This window comes from Inquilinus sp. CA228 (assembly GCF_052078665.1).
Taxonomy (GTDB): domain Bacteria; phylum Pseudomonadota; class Alphaproteobacteria; order DSM-16000; family Inquilinaceae; genus Inquilinus.
On record NZ_JBQJIK010000017.1, the window covers coordinates 1 to 19844 of the forward strand.

Below are 19844 nucleotides of genomic sequence, written 5' to 3' on the forward strand. Positions count from 1 at the left end.
CTTCCGGCGCTCCCGGACCCAAACGTCCGCTGCGCGCCGGTTCTCGAAACCACCGCCAGCCGACTCACACCAGCGCACTTCCAAACGGTCTCAGAGCGCGCCGGCCCATTGTTGTCCGCGGCGCGACGAATTGTTGTGCGATCGGCGGCTTGACCGCGGATCGCAAAAGCAACTCAATCGCAACGCTGCCACCGGGCCCGGAACGCGCCCACCGGGCCCGGCGCAGCGGGTGCAAGCCCCCGCGGCACCCTTCCCTCCCCTTTGATCCGGAGACGATCATGGCTGACCTGAACGACCAGCTCGACCGTACCTGGGCGCCGCGCGTGCTCAGCATCCTGCGCATCGCCACTGCCCTGTTCTTCCTGCAGCATGGCATGGCCAAGCTGTTCGGCTTCCCGCATGTCGCCTTTTTCGACGGGCTGCAGCTGTTCTCGCTGATCGGCCTGGCCGGCGTGCTGGAGATCGTCGGCAGCCTGCTGCTGCTGATCGGGCTGTTCACCCGCCCGGTCGCCTTCATCCTGTCCGGCCAGATGGCGGTGGCCTATTTCATGGCCCATGCGTCGAGCAGCTTCTTCCCGATCCTGAACCAGGGCGAGCTGGCGGCACTGTACAGCTTCGTCTTCCTGTACCTCGCTGCCGCCGGCGGTGGGGCCTGGAGCCTGGATGCCGTGCGCAACCCGCGCCTGGCGACGGCCTGATCCTTGGCAACGGCCGGCGTTACGCCGCCGGCTGCTGCTGGGTGATGCAGTGGATGCCGCCGCCGCCGAGGAAGATGTCGCGGGCATGGACCTGGACCACGCGGCGGTTCGGGAAGGCGTCGCGGATGATGCGGAAGGCGCGCTCGTCCTCGGCCACGTCAAAGGCCGGCATCACCACGCCGCCATTGGCGATGTAGAAGTTGACGTAGGACAGGCTCAGCCGCTTGCCGTTGTGCTCCTGCCGCGCCGGCTGGGGCACCTCGATCACCTGCAGCGGCCGGCCCTTGGCGTCCTTGGCCGAGCGCAGGATGTCGAGATTGGTCTGCAGCGTGTCGAAATTGCCGTCGCTCTTGTCGTCGGTCGACAGCGCCAGCACCACGCCCGGCCGCACGAAGCAGGCGATCTCGTCGACATGGCCGTCGGTCTCGTCGTCCTCGATCCCCTCGGGCAGCCAGATCACGGTGGAGATTCCGAGCCAGTCGCGCAGGTTCTGCTCGACCTGGGCCTTGGTGATGTCCGGGTTGCGGTTCGGGTTCAGCAGGCACTGCTCGGTGGTCAGCACCGTGCCTTCGCCGTCGACATGGATGGCCCCGCCCTCGAGCACGAAGGGCGCGCGGAAGCGCCGGGCGCCGACATGCTTCAGGATCCGCTTCGCCACCACCGCGTCGCGGCTGTAGGGCTGGTATTTCTGGCCCCAGGCGTTGAAGCGCCAATGCGCGCCGGCGAGGTGGCCGTTGCGGTCGAGCAGGAAGGTCGGCCCCGAATCGCGCAGCCAGCTGTCGTCGATCTCCATCGACACCACGTCGATCGCAGTGCCGTTGCCCAGGGTCAGCGACGCCTCGGCCACGTCCGACGGGTTGCAGACCAAGGTCACCGGCTCGAAATCGGCGATGGCCCGGGCGACGTCGGCATAGGCGGTGCGGGCGGCATCCATCTGCTCGCCCCAGACCTCGTCGCGGCAGGGCCAGGCCATCCAGCAGCGGCTGTGGGGCTCCCATTCCGCGGGCATGACGTAGCCGAGGGATGCAGGGACAGTCACAATGGGGTTCCGCTGTGGTTTAGGCTCAAGCGCCAGAGGCTAGCGTCCGCCGCGTCCGGATGAAAGAGCCGGTTTTCAGACCCCGGATATGGAACGGGCCCGACCAACCGGCCAGGCCCGAGAAACCGATCGTCCCGAAGGACTATGATGACAGCGCGACAATCAAATGCGGCGCTGAGAGATCGACTTTTCCCGCTTCGTCAAACGGCGGCCGAACGGCGCCAGACGAATGGTTCCAAAGATCGACAGAAACGACATGAGAAACTCATTTAATTGTTCTCGAACGCCGTAGATATAGTCGATCGGCCTGATTTTTGCTCTGGGGGCAAACGCCGAGGGTCACCTGCGCGCCGCGCATGACTCAGAGTCCTGCGCGGCGCAGCTTGAAATCGGCAGAAAACACCGTTTCGGCCGGGTCCGCCCTACGTTCCCGCAGCGAAAGCGAGCTGCTCGTCCCGCCGCCGCTTCTTCTCGTGCCGCACCAGGAGGGCGCCGGCAATCACCACACCGGTGGTGACGATGACGACGATGATGGTGGCCAGCGCGTTGATCTCCGGCGTCACCCCGAGCTTCACCTTGGAGAAGATGTAGACCGGCAGCGTGGTCGAGCCGGGACCGGAGACGAAGCTGGTGATCACCAGCGTGTCCAGCGACAGGGTGAAGGACAGGAGCCAGCCCGCGATCACCGCCGGCGAGATGATCGGCAGGGTGATCCAGAAGAACACGGTCAGCGGCCGGGCGCCGAGATCCATCGCCGCCTCCTCGATCGATTCGTCGAGGCTGACCAGCCGCGACTGCACGACCACCGCGACATAGGCCAGGCAGAAGGTGATGTGGGCGATGGTGATCGTCACCATGCCGCGGCCCTGCGGAAAGCCGAGCAGTCCCTCCATCGCCACGAACAGCAGCAGCAGCGACAGGCCGGTGATCACCTCGGGCATCACCAACGGTGCCGTGACCATGCCGGAGAACAGGGTGCGGCCGCGGAACCGGCCGAACCGGGCCAGCACCAGCCCGGCGACGGTGCCGAGAACGCAGGCGACGGTGGCGGCGATCGCCGCTATCTCCAGCGACCGCCGCGCCGCGTCCATCATCTGCGCATTGTCCAGCAGCGTGCCGTACCACTTGGTCGAGAAGCCGCCCCAGACCGTGACCAGCCGGCTCTCGTTGAAGGAGTAGATCATCAACAGGATGATCGGCACGTACAAGAAGGCGTAGCCGAACACCAGGCAGGTGAACAGGAACCAGGGCCGCCTCATCGTTCCGCCTCCTGCTGCTTCGCCTGGACGTACTGGAAGACCATGATCGGGATCACCAGCACCAGCAGCAGCACGATCGCCACCGCCGAGGCCACCGGCCAGTCGGTGTTCTGGAAGAACTCGTTCGACAGCACCTTGCCGATCATCAGCGTGTCGATGCCGCCGAGCAGCTCGGGGATGACGTATTCGCCGACCGCCGGGATGAACACCAGCAGCGAGCCGGCGATGATGCCAGGCAGCGACAGCGGCAGGGTGATCAGCAGGAACGCCTTCCACGGCCGGCAGCCGAGATCCTCCGCCGCCTCGAGCAGCGACCCGTCGAGCTTCTCCAGCGTCGCGTAGAGCGGCAGGATCATGAAGGGCAGGTAGGAATAGACGATGCCGATATAGACGGCGACGTCGGTGTGCAGGATCTCCAGCGGCTGGTCGATGATGCCGAGCCAGATCAGCAGGTTGTTGAGCAATCCCTGGCTCTGGAGGATGCCGATCCAGGCGTAGACCCTGATCAGGAACGAGGTCCAGAACGGCAGGATCACCAGCATCAGCAGCGGCACCCGCCACTGCTGGCTCGACCGGGCGATGGCATAGGCCATGGGGTAGCCGATCAGCAGGCTCAGCACCGTCGAGATCGCCGCGATCTTGATCGAGCTGAGATAGGCGCTGACATACAGCGGGTCGTCGAGCAGGAACTGGAAATTGCCGAGGGCGAGCGAGATGCCGAGATGGGCGTCGTCGATCCAGCTGAACAGCGGCGTGTAGGGCGGCTGGCCGATGATCTTGTCGGCGAAGGCGATCTTCAGGACGATGATGAACGGGACGAGGAAGAACAGGAACAGCCAGACATAGGGCAGCGCGATGACGCAGCTGCGGCCCAGCCGGCCGCTCAGCCGCCGCAGCAGCGACGGCCCCGCCGCGGCTTTCGGTGCGGCGGCGTCTGCCGCGTCGCTCGCCGTCACGGCGGTCATTGCGTCAGCACCACGCCGGCGAAGGGCTGCCAGGACAGCCAGACCTCGTCTTCCCAGGTGATCGGCATCTCGGTCAGGCGCGACACGTTCGGCGCCGTGACCCGCACCGTCTTCCCGTTCGGCAGCGCGATCAGATAGATCGAGAGGTTGCCGAGATAGGCGATCTCCTTGACCGCGCCTCGGGTGCTGTTGGTGCCGTCCTCGCCAGGCGGCTGCTTCGAGATGGCGATCTTCTCCGGCCGAACGGCGACCCAGACTTGGGTTCCGACCGGCACCGGCAGGCCATGGCTGATGTAGAGCCGGCAGCCGGCCTCCGGGCTGTCGATGATGACATGCTCCGGGTGGTCCTCGGCGATCCGGCCCTCGAACAGGTTCACCGAGCCGATGAAGTCGGCCACGAATTTCGATTGCGGGTACTCGTAGATCTCGGCCGGGGTGCCGAGCTGCGAGATGTAGCCGGAGTTCATCACCGCGATGCGGCTGGACATCGTCATCGCCTCCTCCTGGTCGTGGGTCACGACCACGAAGGTGATGCCGACCTTCTCCTGGATGTTGACCAGCTCGAACTGGGTCTGCTCGCGCAGCTTCTTGTCGAGCGCGCCCAGCGGCTCATCCAGCAGCAGGATCTTGGGCTTCTTGACCAGGCTGCGCGCCAGGGCGACGCGCTGGCGCTGGCCGCCCGAGAGCTGGTGCGGCTTGCGCTTCGAGAACCGGCCGAGCTGCACCAGCTCCAGCACCTCGGCGACGCGGGTCTTGATCTCGGCCGACGGCACCCGGTCCTGGCGCAGGCCGAAGGCGACGTTCTGCTCCACCGTCATATGCGGGAACAGCGCATAGGACTGGAACATCATGTTGACCGGCCGGTCGTAGGGCGGCACGGCGGTCATGTCGACGCCGTCGATGAAGATCTTGCCCTCGGTCGGCCGCTCGAACCCCGCCATCATCCGCAACAGCGTGGTCTTGCCGCAGCCCGACCCGCCCAGCAGGGCGAAGAACTCGCCGCGGTAGATCGACAGGCTGACATCGTCGACGGCGGTGAAGTCGCCGAACTTCTTGGTCACCTTCTCGATCCGGACGTAAGGCTTCTCGTCCGGATTGCGCCATGGCTGCGGCGCCGTCTGCTGCTTCGGCTTAGCTTGGCCCATCCGGCCCTCCGCCCCCTGTCCCATGCGGAACGGCCGCCGCCCCTCTCGGGTGCGGCGGCCGCGCGATTTACTGGCCGGTGCGGATCCGCGTCCAGGTCCGCGTCCGCAGTCGCTCGTAGCTGGGCGACGCCTCGGTGATCGCGAACAGGCGCTTCATCACATCCTCTGGCGGGAAGACGCGCGGATCGTTGGCGATCTCGGGGTCCATCAGCTCGCGGGCGCCCAGCACCGCATTGCCGTAGCCGACGAAATCGTCGATCCCGGCCATCACCTTGGGATCGAGGATGTAGTTGATGAAGGCATAGGCTTCGTCCGGATGCGGGGCATCCTTGGGAATGCCGATCATGTCGAACCACACCAAGGTCGATTCCTTGGGGATGATGTAGTCGATGTTGACGCCGTTCTTGGCTTCCTCGGCCCGGGCCCTGGCGATGCTGACGTCACCCGACCAGCCGATCGAGACGCAGACGTTGCCGCCGGCCAGGTCGTTGATGTATTGCGACGAACTTAGGTACTTCAGATAGGGCCGGAACTTCATGATCGCCTCTTCGGCGGCCTTCAGATCCTCCGGCTTCTGGCTGTTCGGGTCGAGCTTCAGATAGTTCAGCACCACCGGGATGATGTCGGTCGGGCTGTCCAGCGTGGTGATGCCGCAATCGGCCAGCTTCTTGGCGTTCTCGGGGTTGAACACCAGGTCGAAGCTGTCGAGCGGCACGTCGCCGAGCCGCTTCTTCACCTGGTCGACGTTGTAGCCGATGCCGACCGTGCCCCACTGGTAGATGGCGGCGTATTTGTTGCCGGGATCGGCGCCCTCCGCCGACTTCAGCAGCGCCGGGTCGAGATTCTTCCAGTTCGGGATCTTCGACTTGTCGAGCTCGAGATAGACCCCCGCCTTGATCTGACGCGACAGGAAGGGCTGCGCGGTCGGCACGACGAGGTCGTAGCCGGAGCTGCCGGCCAGCAGCTTGGCCTCCAGCACCTCGTTGTTGTCGTAGGTGTCGTAGACGGTCTTGATCCCGGTCGCGGCGGTGAAGTCGGCCAGGGTGGTCTCGCCGATATAGTCGGACCAGTTGTAGATGTTGACGACCTTGTCCTGCGCCAGGGCCGGCGCCGCCGCGGCGCACAGCGCGACGGTTGCAAGGAGGCTTTGCACGAGACGCTTCATGTAACCATTCCCTGTCTGTGATCGTTCGAGACCCGTCGAGCCGGCCCCATTCCTATTCATTGCACTCCAGCGCCGCGAAACCTGTCAATCGCGCCGATGGCGCAGCGCACAGGACGGGGCTCGAACCCGACCTCCCTGTGCCCTGCCTTCATGACATTCTCAATCCCGTCATCCCCAACGAAGAAGGGCGGCCGCATCACGACCGCCCTGCCCTTCACATCTTGCCGACGTCCCGCGCCGTGGCGTCGATCGCGAGCTTGGCCCGCCGGACCAGCTCGTCGACCTCGTCGCGCGCGATCACCAGCGGCGGCGACAGCACCATGGCGTCGCGCACCCCGCGCATCACCAGGTCGTTGGCGAAGCAATGGTTGCGGCACTGGGAGCCGACCGAGCCGTAGTTCGGGAAGCGGCGGCGGGTGGCCTTGTCCTGAACCAGCTCGATCGCCGCGATCAGGCCGACGCCGCGCACCTCGCCGACGATCGGATGGTCGGCGAAGGCTTCGCGCAGCCGGTCCTGGAAATACGGGCCGATGTCGGTCCGGGTGCGGTCAACCAGCCCTTCCCGCTCCAGGATCCGGATGTTGGCCAGCGCCACGGCGCAGGCCACCGGGTGACCGGAATAGGTGAAGCCGTGATAGAACTCACCGCCTTCCTCGATCAGCGTCTCGGCCACCCGGTCGCCGACCATGACGGCGGACAGCGGCAGGTAGCCCGAGGTGATGCCCTTGGCCAGGGTCATCAGGTCCGGCTTGATGCCGAACAGGTCGGAGCCGAACCATTCGCCGGTGCGGCCGAAGCCGGTGATCACCTCGTCGGCGATCAGCAGCACGTCGTGCTCGCGGCAGATGCGCTGCAGCTCCGGGAAGTAGCTGGCGGGCGGAATGATGACGCCGCCGGCGCCCTGGATCGGCTCGGCGATCACCGCGGCGACGCTGTCGGCGCCGAGCTCCTTGATCCGGTCCTCGACCGCCTTGGCGGCCAGCTTGCCGAAGGCCTCCGGCTCCAGGTCGCCGCCATTGTCGTACCAGTAGGGCGCCATGACGTGGTGGAAGCCCGGAAACGGCAGGTCGGCCTGGCGGTGCATCGCCCCCATGCCGGAGAGCGACACGGCGGCCATGGTCGAGCCGTGATAGCCGTATTGCCGGCCGATGATCGTCTTCTTGCGGTGCTTGCCCTTCAGGTCCCAGAAGTGCCGGACCATGCGGACGATGGTGTCGTTCGCCTCCGACCCGCTGTTGGCATAGAAGACGCGGCTGAGGCCGGCCGGCGTGATCTCGGCCAGCTTGGCCGACAGCTCGGCCGCGGCCGGCGTCGTGGTCTTGAAGAAGGTGTTGTAGAAGGGCAGCTCGAGCATCTGCTCATGGGCGACGTCGGCCAGCTCCTTGCGGCCGTAGCCGACATTGACGCACCACAGCCCGGCCATGCCGTCGATCAGCTGGCGGCCTTCGGAATCCCACAGCCAGACGCCCTCGGCGCGGGTGATGACGCGGCTGCCGCCTTCGGCGGCGAGCGATTTGTAGTCGGTGAAAGGGTGCAGGTGATGGGCGGTGTCCAGCGCCTTCCACTCGGCGGTGGTGCGGCTGGCGGCAAAACTGTTCATGACGCGACCTCGCGTGAATCCGGACGAGAAATGCGGAAACCGGGCCGCCTGTTGCAGCGGGCCCGTGGCAAACTCAGGCCCGCGGCGGGTTGTAGCCGATGCGCGCGCACAGCAGCATCAGCTGCTGCTTGCGCGATTGACGACTGCGATGGGGCCGTGGCCGTGTCATGGTGCCGCAAGCATATCGCTGCCGGCGCGCGGCGTCACTAGCCGAGCGACTCGGCCCCCGCTAGCTCATCGGCGCGCTGCGGTCGAACACGGCCAGGATCGGGCCGACCCGGATGCCCCAGCCGACCGACAGCCCGTCCGGCGCCGACAGGGCCGAGACCGAGCCGTCGAGATAGAGCGCGTTGCGGCAGCCCAGCGCGTCGCGGAACAGCCGGGCGAAGCTGCCGAAGCTGACCCCGTCGCGCGAGATGGCGAAGACCACGGTGTGGTCGTCGCGGATGCCGATTCCGTTGCGGGTCTTGCGCGACGGGCCGTCGTCGCTGAACAGCGGGTGCAGGGTGCCGTCGGCCACCAGCAGCGGGCCGGACTGGGTGGCGATGCCGGCGGCCGGGGCCTGGCGTAGAAAGGCCCCGGTCTCCAGGATCCCGGCGCGCTCGCCATCGGCATAGAAGACGCCGTTCGGCTTCATGAAGAAGTTGCCATCGCCATCCGCCTCGTTGGCCGGGTTCAGCTGCCGCCCGCCGGAGACGAACAGGCCGACCGGCGACAGGTCCTCGTGGTACATGCCGGCATTCATCGCCACCAGCGGCGGGTCGCCCGCCGCCGCCATCGCCCGCTTGAAGGCGTAGAGCGAGCCATAGGCCCGGCCGTCGCCGCCCTGCCAGAACAGGCCCAGGCGATAGCGGCGCAGGTCGACCTCGCAGACGGTGTAGTCGACCGCCTCGAAGGACGCCGGCCGGCACAGCGCCGCGGCGGTAGCCTCGGGCGCCGGAACCGGAGCGGCCTGGGCCGCGGGCGGCGGCGCGTGCTCGGAGACCGGGGCGGGCCGCGGCGTGCTGACGGCCGCGCCGCAGGCGGCGGTCAGCAGCAGCACCAGCAAGGAGAAAAGTCTCGCCATGTGACGTCGATCATGGGGCCGTTGACATATCAGCTTCATACAGACCGCCTAGCCTGCCGCGCATTCGCATCATTCATGCCGGGGGATTCGCACCAAATGATGACATGGCTTCGCCTCGGGCTGATCGGCTTCTTGGTGGCCGCAGCGGGCACCACGCAGGCCGCCGACCCGCTGACGGGCAAGGAATACAAGGTCCTGCTCGATCCGGCAAAGTTCCAGGCGCAGCCGGTCGCCACGGCCAACAGCTTCCTGTCCGAGCTGCGGACCAGGCTGACCGCCGCCGGCTTCGACCGCACCGTCGACGGCAGCTTCGCGGTCGATAAGGTCCGCACCGTCCGCTACTACGATTCGCCGGGCACCTGCCGGCTGAACAATCTCGGCTACAGCTTCCGCGAGCGGGTCGAGGGCACCGAGCGCGAGATCAACCTGATCTTCCGTTAGGTCTCGAAACCGGCAGAAAGCCTAGGGTTTCGCGAGGGTTTGTAAAAGGTTTGTAAAATCGGTGTCCGCTAGATGTTCCGTTTGTAAGGCCTGGGCAAAGCCGAATTAAGCGGCGTCGGCCTCTTCCGCTTCCCGCCGGAAGTGCTCCCGCATCTTGCGAGCCACGTTGCCGGAAAGCCGAAGCTGGTCGGCCATCTTGCAGTAGCGCTCGACTTCGCGGAGCGTCTTGTGCCCCGTGATCGACATGATCTCGTTTGCCGAGCAACCGGCCTCCGCGAGACGCCGGCAAGCCGCCTTCCGGAGGCCGTGCGGGACGCAACGGTCCGGGAGCTTGGCGTCGTCGATGAGGTTCGCCATCCAGTCGCCGAACGACTTCGCGATATAGTCGCCGCCAATCTCGGTCGTGATGATCGTCTGCTTGAGCGAGACCGGACGTTTCTCGACGAGGCACGTCGCCTTCCAGGCGGCGAGCGCGGCGGCGAGATCCGGATTGCAGACGATCTCAAGCGAGGTGTCGTTCTGCTCGGCTTGGGCCTTCGCCTGGGCGACGGTGATCGTCCCGCGCTCTTCGTTGAAGTGCCGCCAGGACATCTTGCAAACGTCGGATACCCGCTGGCCGGTATGGAGGAAGAGCTCGAAGGCGGTCCGCTCGCGCGTCCCGATCTCGAAGCGCTTCTCGAAGAGCTCAATCTCTTCCTCGTTCCAGGTATGCCACGTGCCGAGCTTCATCGGCTTAACCCGCTTGCTCGGATCGGTCTGCCGCCAGCCGAGATCGATCGCAAACTGGATCAGGATCCGGAACCGGCTGAGGAGATTGTTGTGGGCGCCGGGACGATCCTTCATCTTGCCGAACACCTCGGTAACGCAATCGTCGACGGACATCCGGACGACCGATTTCGTCCCGTGTTTCGCGACGAAGCGATCGAGGATCCCGGTAACGGTCTTCTTGCTCCGCGCGGCGTTGATGCTCGGGATCTCGGTCTCTTTGTACTTCGCGACGAGCGCGGCGAAGGTCCGATCGGACGCGGCGAATTTGGTCCGATCCGGCGCCGCCTCGATCTGCGGCGCGAAGCCGAGCGCGACGTTGTAGGCGGTCATGAAGTCCGGCGATCCGGGACGGCCGGGCAGGGAAACGGCCTTCTGGCCGGGAAACCGGAAATAAGACCGCAGCTTGCCGTGCCGGTCGGGGAAGGTGTTGACGTGTTTCAACTTGACGGCTGCCATCTGTTCGCTCCCTTCGAGGGCCTGAATTCAGGCCCTTCCAAGGAAGTCTTTACGGTGGCGAAAGATCGACTTCCAGCCCTCAACCCGGCAGGATGCCTAGGTTTGTAAATCCTACTCGTCGCCAGATCACCAGCCGCCGCCCTTGATCTCGCCACTCTTCGGCCGGTGGTCGCCGGAGTGCGGGAAGGTGGCGAAGGATCCAAAGTCTGGCTCTTTCGTCGAGTCTGCCAAGAACGGCCAGCAGTGTCAACAAAGGCGCAAGTTGCGTTCCCTTTGCCGAGATCGGTGCTTCTTCGGGCGTGCAATAATCGGACAAGGCGACCTAAGATCTCTCTGTACTTTTATTGCTCGATCTGTCGTCACTCTGTTCGGATGATCTTGCGATGGCGCTCCGGTCGATTGCCGATCGGCGCCGGGGAGCGCTGGGATCTCAATGGGTTAACTGTTGGGTCGTTTGCCCCGATTCCGAGTTTCGCGGCGCCCAAAGCGACTGTTCCCGCGCCGATCCCCAGCCGGGGGCGCCCAACTTTATTACCCCCGCCCCCCTGCGGCCGACCCGCTGTTGAGAATCAGTCTCGGGGCCGCTAAAATCCTCGGTTTCCCTGGGGTCCGCAGGGTCGATGGGGGTCGATCCTGCTCGGTCAGCCCCGCACGTCCTTGCCGTCCTTGCCCCGCTTGACCGCCAGCCGCCAGGGGGTCGGACCATCGCCGGGTCGGGCAGCGGTGTTCTCGGCCGCGATCCACACGCTGCCGTCGTGTGTGATCCACGTTCCGGCGGCGTAGCTCTGGCCAGACTTCCACGTGCCGGCGTAGGGGATCGCCTTTGCCTCCGCCAGGTCGTCGACCCGGACCTTGAGCTCGACGAGCTCACGCCGGAGCGCGCAAACCTCGCTTGCCACGGTACGGAGCGCCTGCGTGACCGCCAGCCCTAGCGCTTCGACGGCCACGCCGGCACCGGCGGCGGCATTCGGCCGGCTGCGGATCGCCTCGCGGAGGATGCCCTGCACGCTCGTCTCCGGCGCGGCCGTGGCCGCCGCGATCGTCCTGCTCGGCGTCGTCATGCCGGATCGCCTCCGCGTCGCCGTTCGAGTTCGCCGAGCCGCCGGATCATGTCCCGGTGGTCCCTCGACATTTTGTCGAGCTCCAGCCTGATGAGGCTCTGGACCGCCAGCAGGTCGCCCAGTCGTCGCTGGATTGCGATCAGCGCCTCCGAGTGAGGGTCGAGGCCGTCGTCGTCCATGTCGAGATCGTCGATCACGGCCACACCAACCCGCTCAGCTTCGCCGCGCCGTTCGCCCGGATCCGCTCCAGGGCGAACCACGTCTCGCAACGCAGGCCGACCAGATCCTGCTGAAACAACGAGGTCAGCGTCCCGGCGCCGGGCGGATCGGCCGGGTTGTCGTCCATCTCGATGGTCGCCGCCGTCGTGCCGTCCAATACGGCCAAGTCGATCATGCCGGCGAGGGCCGAGCCGTCGACCAATACCAGCTCGTCCGCCGCCAGACCGTCGCTGACCAGGAACGGCGTATTCAACAACTCGCCACCTGATGGCGACATAGTCGGGTAGGTGAAATCGCCGGCCGAAGAGACCGCGGTCGCGAAGCCGTTGGCCATTACGGCGGCGCCAATCCAGTAAAGCTTGCCGGCACCGCTCACATTGACGGTTGTCAACATCGACTTCAGATCGGCCGCGACTTGGGCAGGGCTGACGCCGGTCGACGCGATCGGCACCACGCCTTCGGTCGCGGTGGCCAGGAAGGCGCCGTCCAGCGCACTCGCACAGGCGCCCCGCAGCTCGGTGGCGAGCAAGGCGCCAGCGCCAGGCAAGAGCGACCGTGCCAGCTCGTTAGACACGATCAGGATCGCGCTGGTCTTCCGCGGCTCGGTCCGGTCGGCGGTCAGGCTCAGGCGGGAGATGAGCTTCGGCTTGTTCTCGGGTATCGCCGCGCCGACTGCGGCACCGGTGACGATGGCGATGGCGATGCCGATCGGGATCGGATGCAGGGCACCGTCTTCCGCGAGCCTGACGAAGACGGAATTCGGCCGCATCGACGCGATGAAGGCGTCGCTGACGGTTCGATACCCACTCAGCGCCGACGCCCAGCTCGGATCGGTCGTGGTGCCGGCGGCGATGGCGGCGCGCAAGATCATCGCGGCCTTCGACTGCGGCTGCCGGCCCTCCGCAAACAGGGCGCTGCCGAGCGGGTCGCCTCTGGCGGCCAAGATGGCGCGGGCCACCAAGAGAAACTCGGCGGCGATTGGGATGGGCACCATGCTCGGCCTCCGGTGGTCAAGGTTGAGCCAGGATGCGCCGGGCGCGGCGGCCGGTCATGTCGAGACCAACCCCATTCCATCCGTCGGCCCGCCGTTCTCGAAACGAGCGCTCTCGATCCAGGTGCCGAGGTCGCTCAGCCGATACGTCACGCGCGCCGAGCCCATGCCACGGGCGTAGTGGGCCGGGCCGAGATTATCCCGGCGCCAGCGGTCGAGCGTCGCGGTAGTCACGCCCAAGAGCCGCGCGGCGGTCGCCGCGTCGACCCTGTCGTCGCCGGTCAGTTCCACCCCACTCTCGCGCAGCGACCGGCGCAGCAGCGCGACAGTCTCGGCACCGCGCTCCGCCCGGCTGACCATCACCGGCTCCTTCTCCATGTTGCTCATATCGCTTCCCGCACGGCCAGGACGGCATCGACCAGCCGGCGCTCGTCGATCTCGCTCAGGCGCGCCTTGCCGGCCGCGACGGCGCGGACGCTGGCGCGGTCAAGGCCGGATGCGGCGCCGACCGCATCGATATCGATGCCGGCGGCCAGCTCGGCGTTCAGCCACCTGGCGAGGACCGTGACTTCCGGAACGTCGTCATGCTGGCATGAAAAACATTCATCCTGCCGGCCGGATGAGCCAAGCGAAGACGGAACATCGACGGCCAAGCAAAGCGCAGGCCGTCCGTCCGAACGTAGTGAGGACGGAATAGGTCCATTCGAGGGGTTATGGCTCAAGGGGTTCGGGTGGTCGCCGGAGCCATCCTTAAGGATGGCCGCAGGAGCCACCTCCCGGTGGTCGCCAGAGCCACTCTTAGCGTCGCTCTGACCCGGCACGTCATCGTCGCTAAGGGTGGTCGCAGGAGCCACCCTTGTGCTCTGCCCGTCGCCATACCGTTTGCGGTCCCACGCCCCAAGTCGGCCCGTCTCCATCAGCTTCAGCCAAGTCCCATTGATCCAGTCTCCGTTGAAGCCGTAGACGGTCGTACTGTGCGGCCCTTGGCCTCCGCCCGCAGCGACGTAGATGACGCCCTTCTGCACCAGCGCCTGGCGGATGCGTTTGACGGTACGCAGATCATAGCCGGTGACGCTGCCGAGGGTTGCGACGCTGAGCCAGCTTTCAAACAGTTCAGCCTCGGTCCAAGTCTTGCGATGGGTGCGCTCGACCATGAGAAGGGCGAGGCGCCGCTCCCGATCGGTCAGGTCAGGCGTCATCAGGATCGCCAAACGCAAATGCTCAAGCGCCTGACGGAAGCGCTTCTCCGTGTCTCCGCTCATGACCGCAGCGCCCGATCGAGTTGCGCCGCATCGACTTCGAATTCGGCATTGGCCAGGGCCGCGGCCTCGGCCTCGGCCTCGGCCAGCGTGCCACTCCATCCGCTGGCATGGTCAATCATCCAGCCGGCAGAGCGACCGCGTATGACGACCTCGACCCAGCCCTCCTGGAAGATTGCGATGCGGCCATCGAGCGCGACGCAGAGCGCGGTGCCGAAGAGCCGAACCGCCTCTGCCAGGACCGGGTTGCTCGGCGGGCAGTGGCGCCCGGCTTGTATGACCGGGTCAGCCCCCTTATCCTGTTGCTGACGTTCGCTCGCGTCGTCGTTCGTTTCGGTTCCCGCCGTCCGGCGCTCCCACGCCGGGCGGCTCTCGTTATGGGTCATCTCACACCTCCGCCGGCAACGGGTGCTTCCGCCGGCTGCCCCGCCTCCGTTTCGGCGGAGTCTCGAGCTGCGGCGTCTTGGTCCGTGCGGCCTGCTCTTCCGGCGACAGCATCCGCCCCATGTACCGGGCCGGGACATACGGCCTCCGCTCCGATCGGGACCCGTCGGGGTTGAGCCCCAGCATCCGCAGAAAGCTGTCGTAGTAGATCAACCGCCTGGCGCCGACCACGGTGGTTTCCAGCGAGCCGTCATTGATCCGGTCGTAGATCGTGACCATGCTCAGGCCGGACTCGGCCTGCGCGCGCTGCACGGTAATCGTGATCGGGATAACCTCGTCGCCCTGTGAAGGCGAGGCGTAGGCGAATTTTGAGGATTCCATTCCGTCACCTGCATTCTCAAAGATCAGATGACTCGGGATAGTATGCAGAACTTCGTCCCACGCAACAATGATGATAGTCGATATTTGATCTTACGTTTCTAGGAAAATCAATGACTTAGACTTACAAACCTCACCGCAACGACCTCATGGGAACTCACTGGCTCTCACGTGAAACAAAAATGCGTATTTTTCGAATTGAGCAAAATCAAGCGGTTACGATAAGGCGGCGGGATTGAGAACGCCGCCTCCGTCCCCTTTGCAGACGTTCGGCCCCTTCCTGAACTCCCCGAAAGCGGACATTCCCCGCGACCCATCCGCGCCGGAAAGCGGCCCCATCGCGTGGAGGTTCGAGTAGAGCACCCCGCAAAGTGATGGGTTTGGCCAATGCCGTGGGAAAGGAGCTTGGCCATGCTAATTGCGGCACGACACTATCGTTCCGTCACTCGAAGCTTCCCTCGTCTGCTTTCTCGCTCTCGCGTTCACGCGCGATCCAATCATCGATCAGCCGCATACTGTCATTCAACCACGCGTCGACGATCGCGTCCGGAAAGTCGGCGAGCTTGGCAAGATGAGTTTTGCGCTGCTCAAGTTGGTGTGCGAGAGAACCGCTCCAGCCATTTGGGTGGAGACGGTCAAAGGGGCTACCGAGGAACATCGCCTTGTCGGGCGCGCGGGCCAGTACCTTGAGGAACAGTGGAGACAGATCGGTCACATTTTCCTGGTTCTGGGTCATGAAGATCGAAAGGCTTTCGCCAAGCTGCGGGTAGCGCATATCTGGGTCACGATCAGCCCAAGCGCAGAGCGTCTCGGCTTCGACATTCTCGACCGGTGAGTCGAGTGCGGAACCGTGCTTGAACAAGCGCTGGCTGCGCCCCGACGGGCGTCTGGCGAGAAAGCAATCCAGCGCGACCTCGGGTTGCATCTCAAACAGTGCATTTAGCAGGTAACGTGCGGCATGTGCGCTCGCCCGGCGCGCTTCGAGCGCATCGCGGAGTCGCGCGCAGACGAATTGTGCGTGCTCGCGCGCCTCGGGTCCATTGAGGCACAGACTCACAATCTTGCCGAGACCGTAGTCGCGCGTAACCTGGAGATCGGTGAAGTCCATGCGCTTGAGCAGGTCGCGGCCATAAGCGATGAGCTTCGCGGGAACCTCCAGGCCATCGCTCCTCGCGCAGTCGAGACGCATATAGAGAATATCGAGCGCTTCGCGGACGCCGTTCTCGATAGCGGCAAGCGCATCGAGCATGGCGATCAGCGACTCTGCCGGCGCATCGCGGATCACACCGGAAGCAAGACAGCCGAATGCCCACGCGTCAATCAGTCCGCGCTTCGTCGCACGTTCCAGCCGATCGAGACCGTGTGCCTCAAGTGCCACCCGCCCCTGGAGATAGGGAAGGCGCGGCACCAGATCCGGGTTGTCTATGGCTGCTTCTAGTGCCGCATCCGCGAACGGCGCATCACGTTTCTGGGCTTCGGCGAGGAAGCCGCCTAGCGCGGTTGCGTTGCGCTCGGTGGCTGCGGCAGCGCTATACGCGTCAGACAGGACACGCCACGACCTGCCGAGATCGACGGTACCTCGGGCCAAGCCCTGCCCAAACTCATAGGCGCGTTCCGGCGGGTTCTGGCGCAGGACCTCGGGCAGGAACACCTTCAACAGCGTTTCGTCTGCCGCGAAAGCCATCCCAATGTCGACCGCCGCTTCGGATGCTCTATGCCACCCTTTTACCGGTTCGTCGTCGTCGTCGCCGTCGGCGACATCATAACCACCGGAGTGTCGCGACAGCACCAACGCCCGCGCACGATCAAGGAGATCGACCGGCTTCACGGCCTCGATTAAGTCGACCAGACGCAAGCGAGCCTCCTCGGCCATGCCACTCCCGTCGAAGCGTAGTGTCGCGCGAAGCCCGATCCATCCGTCGACCCAGCTTCCCGATTGTAGAAAGTGCCGGGCGGCGCGCTCGATGGTGTCTCGGCACGACTCGTTCAGCCACAGTCCGCGAACTTCTCGGCCGACTATTGCCTGAACGTTCTCAAATCGGTCCGAAACGCTCAGGGCAAGGTCGATCGCGCCGTCGAACCAGTCGACGATGTCGCGTCGGGTGGCCGGGTGCCAGCCGAAGTCACGCGAGCGCGCGCCGAAATCAAAGGTGGCACTTGATGAGAAGTGAGACGACTTGACCAGGGCACCGAGCGCCATCTCCCCGGCGACACGCTGGTCAGACGCGGCGCTGTCCATGAGCTCTCGGACAAGGCCACGACGCTGATCTGGGCTCGCCCTCGTGCCCGAGAAATAGAGGTGGAACAACTCTTCGAACGCTTCTCTGGCCTCCTTGAAGCTGAGATCGGCCGGCTCCGCCGCCACGAAACGCGCGAGCAGCCGCGCGGACTTACGAAACATTTCCGGGTCGTAGGCAAGGGCCTTCACGAGCGCGATCCAGCGTCCTCGCAACGCATTGTCCGTCGAGACGATCCTCGTGCCGTCGGGCCCGTCGATCTGGGCCAATATCGACTCGAGCACCATGTCGGGCAAGGCAGGCGCGATGTTGTGGAGGATCTCAAGCCCAGCTCCGCCCAGCTCGAATAGGTTGCCGAAAGGTCCATCCGGTCTAAGCCAGCGCGCGACAACCGCGCGCGCTTCACCGCAGTCGTGCAGATATCCGAGGCGCCGCGACAAGGACTTGATCATGCGCATCGGCAGGGTGCGGCAGAACGTATCGAGTTCGCCCGGCGGAATTCGAGCGAGCGCGCCGGCCGCAAGCCAGTTGGCAATCGCTTGCGGCAGGACGGCCCGCCAGCGCCCCCGCGACTGAATGACACCTCGGCGGCGGAGCTCAGCGACCGAGCCGAACAGATCCCGCACACTACGGCCGGCGAAAGCGGCGAGAATGGCGAGCTCACCTTCCGGTCCTTCGGTTTCGCCATCGAACGAATAAACCAGTGCCAGAATTTCAGCATTGTGAAGCAGCTGGCCATCGCGAACGTTGCGCTGGACGAAGATCCGCTCGAACAGCTCCTGGTTGCGCAGGCGCCCGAGCGTCTCGCCCCGCTTCAGCGTCTCTGCGAGCGCGCGCGCTACGCGGAAATTGCCGTTGCTGAAGTCAGCAATTGTCTTGCGATCGATCTGTGACACGTGAGGGAAGCTGCGCTTGATCCAGTCCTCGATCACGCCGCTCGACGTGCTGGCAAGCCGGAAGACATCCGTCCGCTCGGGCTCGTCGTCACGCACGTCATATTCGACCGTGAGCAGGCTAACCCGGCTCGCTAGCGCGGTGCAGATCGTTGCAAGCTCCGCGTGGATTGCGGGGTTGCAGTTGTCGACGATGAGGATTGCGCGATGTCCGGTGTCGACCAGCTGTCGGGCCATTTCCCGCGCGGACGGCGCAATATCTTCCGAATAGTCCGTGTACACCGAAAGCGCCGGGTCGAGCGGCAAGGCGCTTCCAACGCCGGCTTCAAACAGGGCCTGGACGAAGCGGGTCTTGCCGACGCCCGACATGCCAATCAGTCGAACACTTTTACGGGGAGACGACAGTATCGCGCGCAAACGGTCGAGTCCTGCGGGGATCGCGAGCGTCTCACTATCTCGGGACTGCTCGTCGGCGAGCAGTGCATCGTCGCCGACGAGATAGCCTTGGTCGTCGGCGATATCGGCTCCGGCCCAGTTGCCGATCGGACGCCATCCCGAAAGGATGCGGCCGGTCCGGGCACGTACCCAGGCGGCAGCGCCCGGAAAGTGGTTCGCCCAATTTGCCAGCCGGGCGCGATCGTAGAAATCGGTGTGTAGTTTGTCGGCGTCGGGACAATCGGAGAGTGAGGCACGCATCGCGCGGCGGCGGTTGGTAAGGGCGAGGCGGGAGACAGATCCGTGTCCGCTCACGAGGATATAGGCGCCATGCTTTGCGGCCAGTTCGCCGATCGCCTCTCGTAGCGTGCCTTTCGGGCGCATCTCCTGGCGGATGGCCTTGGGTTGCATGTCCGGCTTCTTGACTTGAAACCCCGTGGTCGATCGCGGGATGAAATCGGGTGCAGGAAGCGTGCCCTCTACCTCGACGTGTACGTCGATGCCCCCGTCCTTGGCATCCTGGTGCCCACCTGCAGTGACTGCCGCTCTGGGAAGACCTTGCGTCGCCAGTTCAGCCAAGGCGAGCCGGGTTACCAGGGTGCGAAGATCGGCGTCGGAAAGGCGGGCGATATCATCGCCAGTGATGTCGAACATCACAGGAACATAGTCGCTTCGGCGTCCGATTGGAAAGTACCTGCCAGCTTGAAAACAGTCGTCGGCTCGCTGCTCTCCATCGTGGCGGAACGGCGCCGACCGCCGACAGCCTCTGGAGGATCGAGGCTAGCAACGCTTCGAGGCGACACAGGATCGAACGCGGTCGGCGGACCATCCGAGCGGAGGATCGGCGCGGCGAGGACGACGAACTCGCCTTCGAGCTCGATTTCCGGCGACGACATGACGGGCGAAGATCCAGGCGAGAACGGCCAGTTCCGGCCTCTAGGGTTTGTAACTCGCCGCGAGAGCCCTTGAGTTCTCCTGAGAGCCCTTTTTCGGTTTGTAACCCCTAAGCCATTGATACACAAAAAAAACGGAAGACCAACCTGAAGTTCCGATCCGACAGCCAGTCGGCCGCGGCCAACACCGATGTCAGCGGCAGCGACGACGACGCCGAGACCAAGCTGGAGGCGGACATCACCCCGCCGTTCAAATGGGTCTACTCGCACTCGACCACCGAGCCGCTGTCGGCGACCAAGAACCTGAACATCCTCGACGACGTCGTCGACCTGTTCCCCCCGACCAAGTCGCTGAACCTGCCGAAGCAGGAGGCGCTGAGCATCGTCGGGGCCCTGTCGATCACCGAGCGCACCTATGACGGGCCGCAGAGCGACCTGGGCCAGCAGGACGCCGAATTCGACCTGACCCTGTGGTACGCTAACGGGTCGTCG

The 19844-nt window shown here is 65.2% G+C and carries 19 protein-coding genes; 2 read left to right on the forward strand and 17 right to left on the reverse strand.

All coding sequences use genetic code 11. The features are described from left to right. Positions 1-278: 278 nt before the first annotated feature. Positions 279-698 (forward strand): DoxX family protein, encoded by a 420-nt coding sequence (locus tag ACTOWL_RS10310; protein ID WP_441321133.1) that lies wholly within the window; start codon positions 279-281, stop codon positions 696-698. Between the two features lie 19 nt (positions 699-717). Here ACTOWL_RS10310 and aguA read toward each other — a convergent pair whose 3' ends face one another. From aguA to ACTOWL_RS10345, 7 genes are all read right to left on the reverse strand, one after another. Then, positions 718-1737, reverse strand: a complete 1020-nt coding sequence (gene aguA, locus ACTOWL_RS10315; RefSeq protein WP_441321134.1) for an agmatine deiminase — start codon at positions 1735-1737, stop codon at positions 718-720. A 422-nt stretch (positions 1738-2159) separates the two neighbouring features. Continuing rightward, positions 2160-2996: an ABC transporter permease subunit gene (locus tag ACTOWL_RS10320; protein WP_441321135.1), complete on the reverse strand. Its 837-nt coding sequence runs from the start codon at positions 2994-2996 to the stop codon at positions 2160-2162. Beyond that, positions 2993-3961 (reverse strand): ABC transporter permease subunit, encoded by a 969-nt coding sequence (locus ACTOWL_RS10325; RefSeq protein WP_441321136.1) that lies wholly within the window; start codon positions 3959-3961, stop codon positions 2993-2995. The genes ACTOWL_RS10320 and ACTOWL_RS10325 overlap by 4 nt, the downstream gene beginning before the upstream one ends. After that, positions 3958-5106: an ABC transporter ATP-binding protein gene (locus tag ACTOWL_RS10330; RefSeq protein ID WP_441321137.1), complete on the reverse strand. Its 1149-nt coding sequence runs from the start codon at positions 5104-5106 to the stop codon at positions 3958-3960. The genes ACTOWL_RS10325 and ACTOWL_RS10330 overlap by 4 nt, the downstream gene beginning before the upstream one ends. Before the next feature lie 67 nt (positions 5107-5173). Then, positions 5174-6271 (reverse strand): polyamine ABC transporter substrate-binding protein, encoded by a 1098-nt coding sequence (locus tag ACTOWL_RS10335; RefSeq protein ID WP_441321138.1) that lies wholly within the window; start codon positions 6269-6271, stop codon positions 5174-5176. A gap of 214 nt (positions 6272-6485) precedes the next feature. Beyond that, positions 6486-7871 (reverse strand): aspartate aminotransferase family protein, encoded by a 1386-nt coding sequence (locus ACTOWL_RS10340; protein ID WP_441321139.1) that lies wholly within the window; start codon positions 7869-7871, stop codon positions 6486-6488. Between the two features lie 229 nt (positions 7872-8100). Further along, positions 8101-8937 carry a phosphodiester glycosidase family protein gene (locus tag ACTOWL_RS10345; RefSeq protein WP_441321140.1) on the reverse strand — a complete coding sequence of 279 codons (837 nt, stop codon included), beginning with the start codon at positions 8935-8937 and terminating at the stop codon, positions 8101-8103. Positions 8938-9033: 96 nt separating this feature from the next. On the opposite strand from ACTOWL_RS10345, the gene ACTOWL_RS10350 reads away from it, so the two are divergent. Further along, positions 9034-9378 carry a hypothetical protein gene (locus ACTOWL_RS10350; protein WP_441321141.1) on the forward strand — a complete coding sequence of 115 codons (345 nt, stop codon included), beginning with the start codon at positions 9034-9036 and terminating at the stop codon, positions 9376-9378. Between the two features lie 105 nt (positions 9379-9483). On the opposite strand, the gene ACTOWL_RS10355 is transcribed toward ACTOWL_RS10350, so the two are convergent. The 10 genes from ACTOWL_RS10355 to ACTOWL_RS10400 all read right to left on the reverse strand — a co-directional run bounded on the left by ACTOWL_RS10355 (position 9484) and on the right by ACTOWL_RS10400 (position 19355). After that, a complete protein-coding gene (locus ACTOWL_RS10355; protein WP_441321142.1) occupies positions 9484-10602 on the reverse strand; it encodes a tyrosine-type recombinase/integrase in 1119 nt (372 codons plus the stop codon). 641 nt (positions 10603-11243) lie between these two features. Further along, positions 11244-11663, reverse strand: a complete 420-nt coding sequence (locus ACTOWL_RS10360; RefSeq protein ID WP_441321143.1) for a hypothetical protein — start codon at positions 11661-11663, stop codon at positions 11244-11246. Continuing rightward, positions 11660-11860, reverse strand: a complete 201-nt coding sequence (locus ACTOWL_RS10365) for a hypothetical protein (protein WP_441321144.1) — start codon at positions 11858-11860, stop codon at positions 11660-11662. The genes ACTOWL_RS10360 and ACTOWL_RS10365 overlap by 4 nt, the downstream gene beginning before the upstream one ends. Beyond that, a complete protein-coding gene (locus ACTOWL_RS10370) occupies positions 11857-12876 on the reverse strand; it encodes a hypothetical protein (RefSeq protein ID WP_441321145.1) in 1020 nt (339 codons plus the stop codon). Before ACTOWL_RS10370 ends, ACTOWL_RS10365 begins: the two co-directional genes overlap by 4 nt. 54 nt (positions 12877-12930) lie before the next feature. Next, positions 12931-13260, reverse strand: a complete 330-nt coding sequence (locus ACTOWL_RS10375; protein ID WP_441321146.1) for a helix-turn-helix transcriptional regulator — start codon at positions 13258-13260, stop codon at positions 12931-12933. Continuing rightward, positions 13257-14135, reverse strand: a complete 879-nt coding sequence (locus tag ACTOWL_RS10380) for a hypothetical protein (RefSeq protein ID WP_441321147.1) — start codon at positions 14133-14135, stop codon at positions 13257-13259. Before ACTOWL_RS10380 ends, ACTOWL_RS10375 begins: the two co-directional genes overlap by 4 nt. Beyond that, the gene (locus ACTOWL_RS10385; protein WP_441321148.1) at positions 14132-14518 is read right to left on the reverse strand and encodes a hypothetical protein; all 387 of its coding nucleotides are present in this window, start codon (positions 14516-14518) and stop codon (positions 14132-14134) included. Before ACTOWL_RS10385 ends, ACTOWL_RS10380 begins: the two co-directional genes overlap by 4 nt. A gap of 1 nt (position 14519) precedes the next feature. Then, a complete protein-coding gene (locus ACTOWL_RS10390; protein ID WP_441321149.1) occupies positions 14520-14897 on the reverse strand; it encodes a hypothetical protein in 378 nt (125 codons plus the stop codon). 439 nt (positions 14898-15336) lie between these two features. Continuing rightward, positions 15337-19113 carry a hypothetical protein gene (locus tag ACTOWL_RS10395; RefSeq protein WP_441321150.1) on the reverse strand — a complete coding sequence of 1259 codons (3777 nt, stop codon included), beginning with the start codon at positions 19111-19113 and terminating at the stop codon, positions 15337-15339. Continuing rightward, the gene (locus ACTOWL_RS10400) at positions 19113-19355 is read right to left on the reverse strand and encodes a hypothetical protein (protein WP_441321151.1); all 243 of its coding nucleotides are present in this window, start codon (positions 19353-19355) and stop codon (positions 19113-19115) included. Before ACTOWL_RS10400 ends, ACTOWL_RS10395 begins: the two co-directional genes overlap by 1 nt. Positions 19356-19844: the final 489 nt, after the last annotated feature.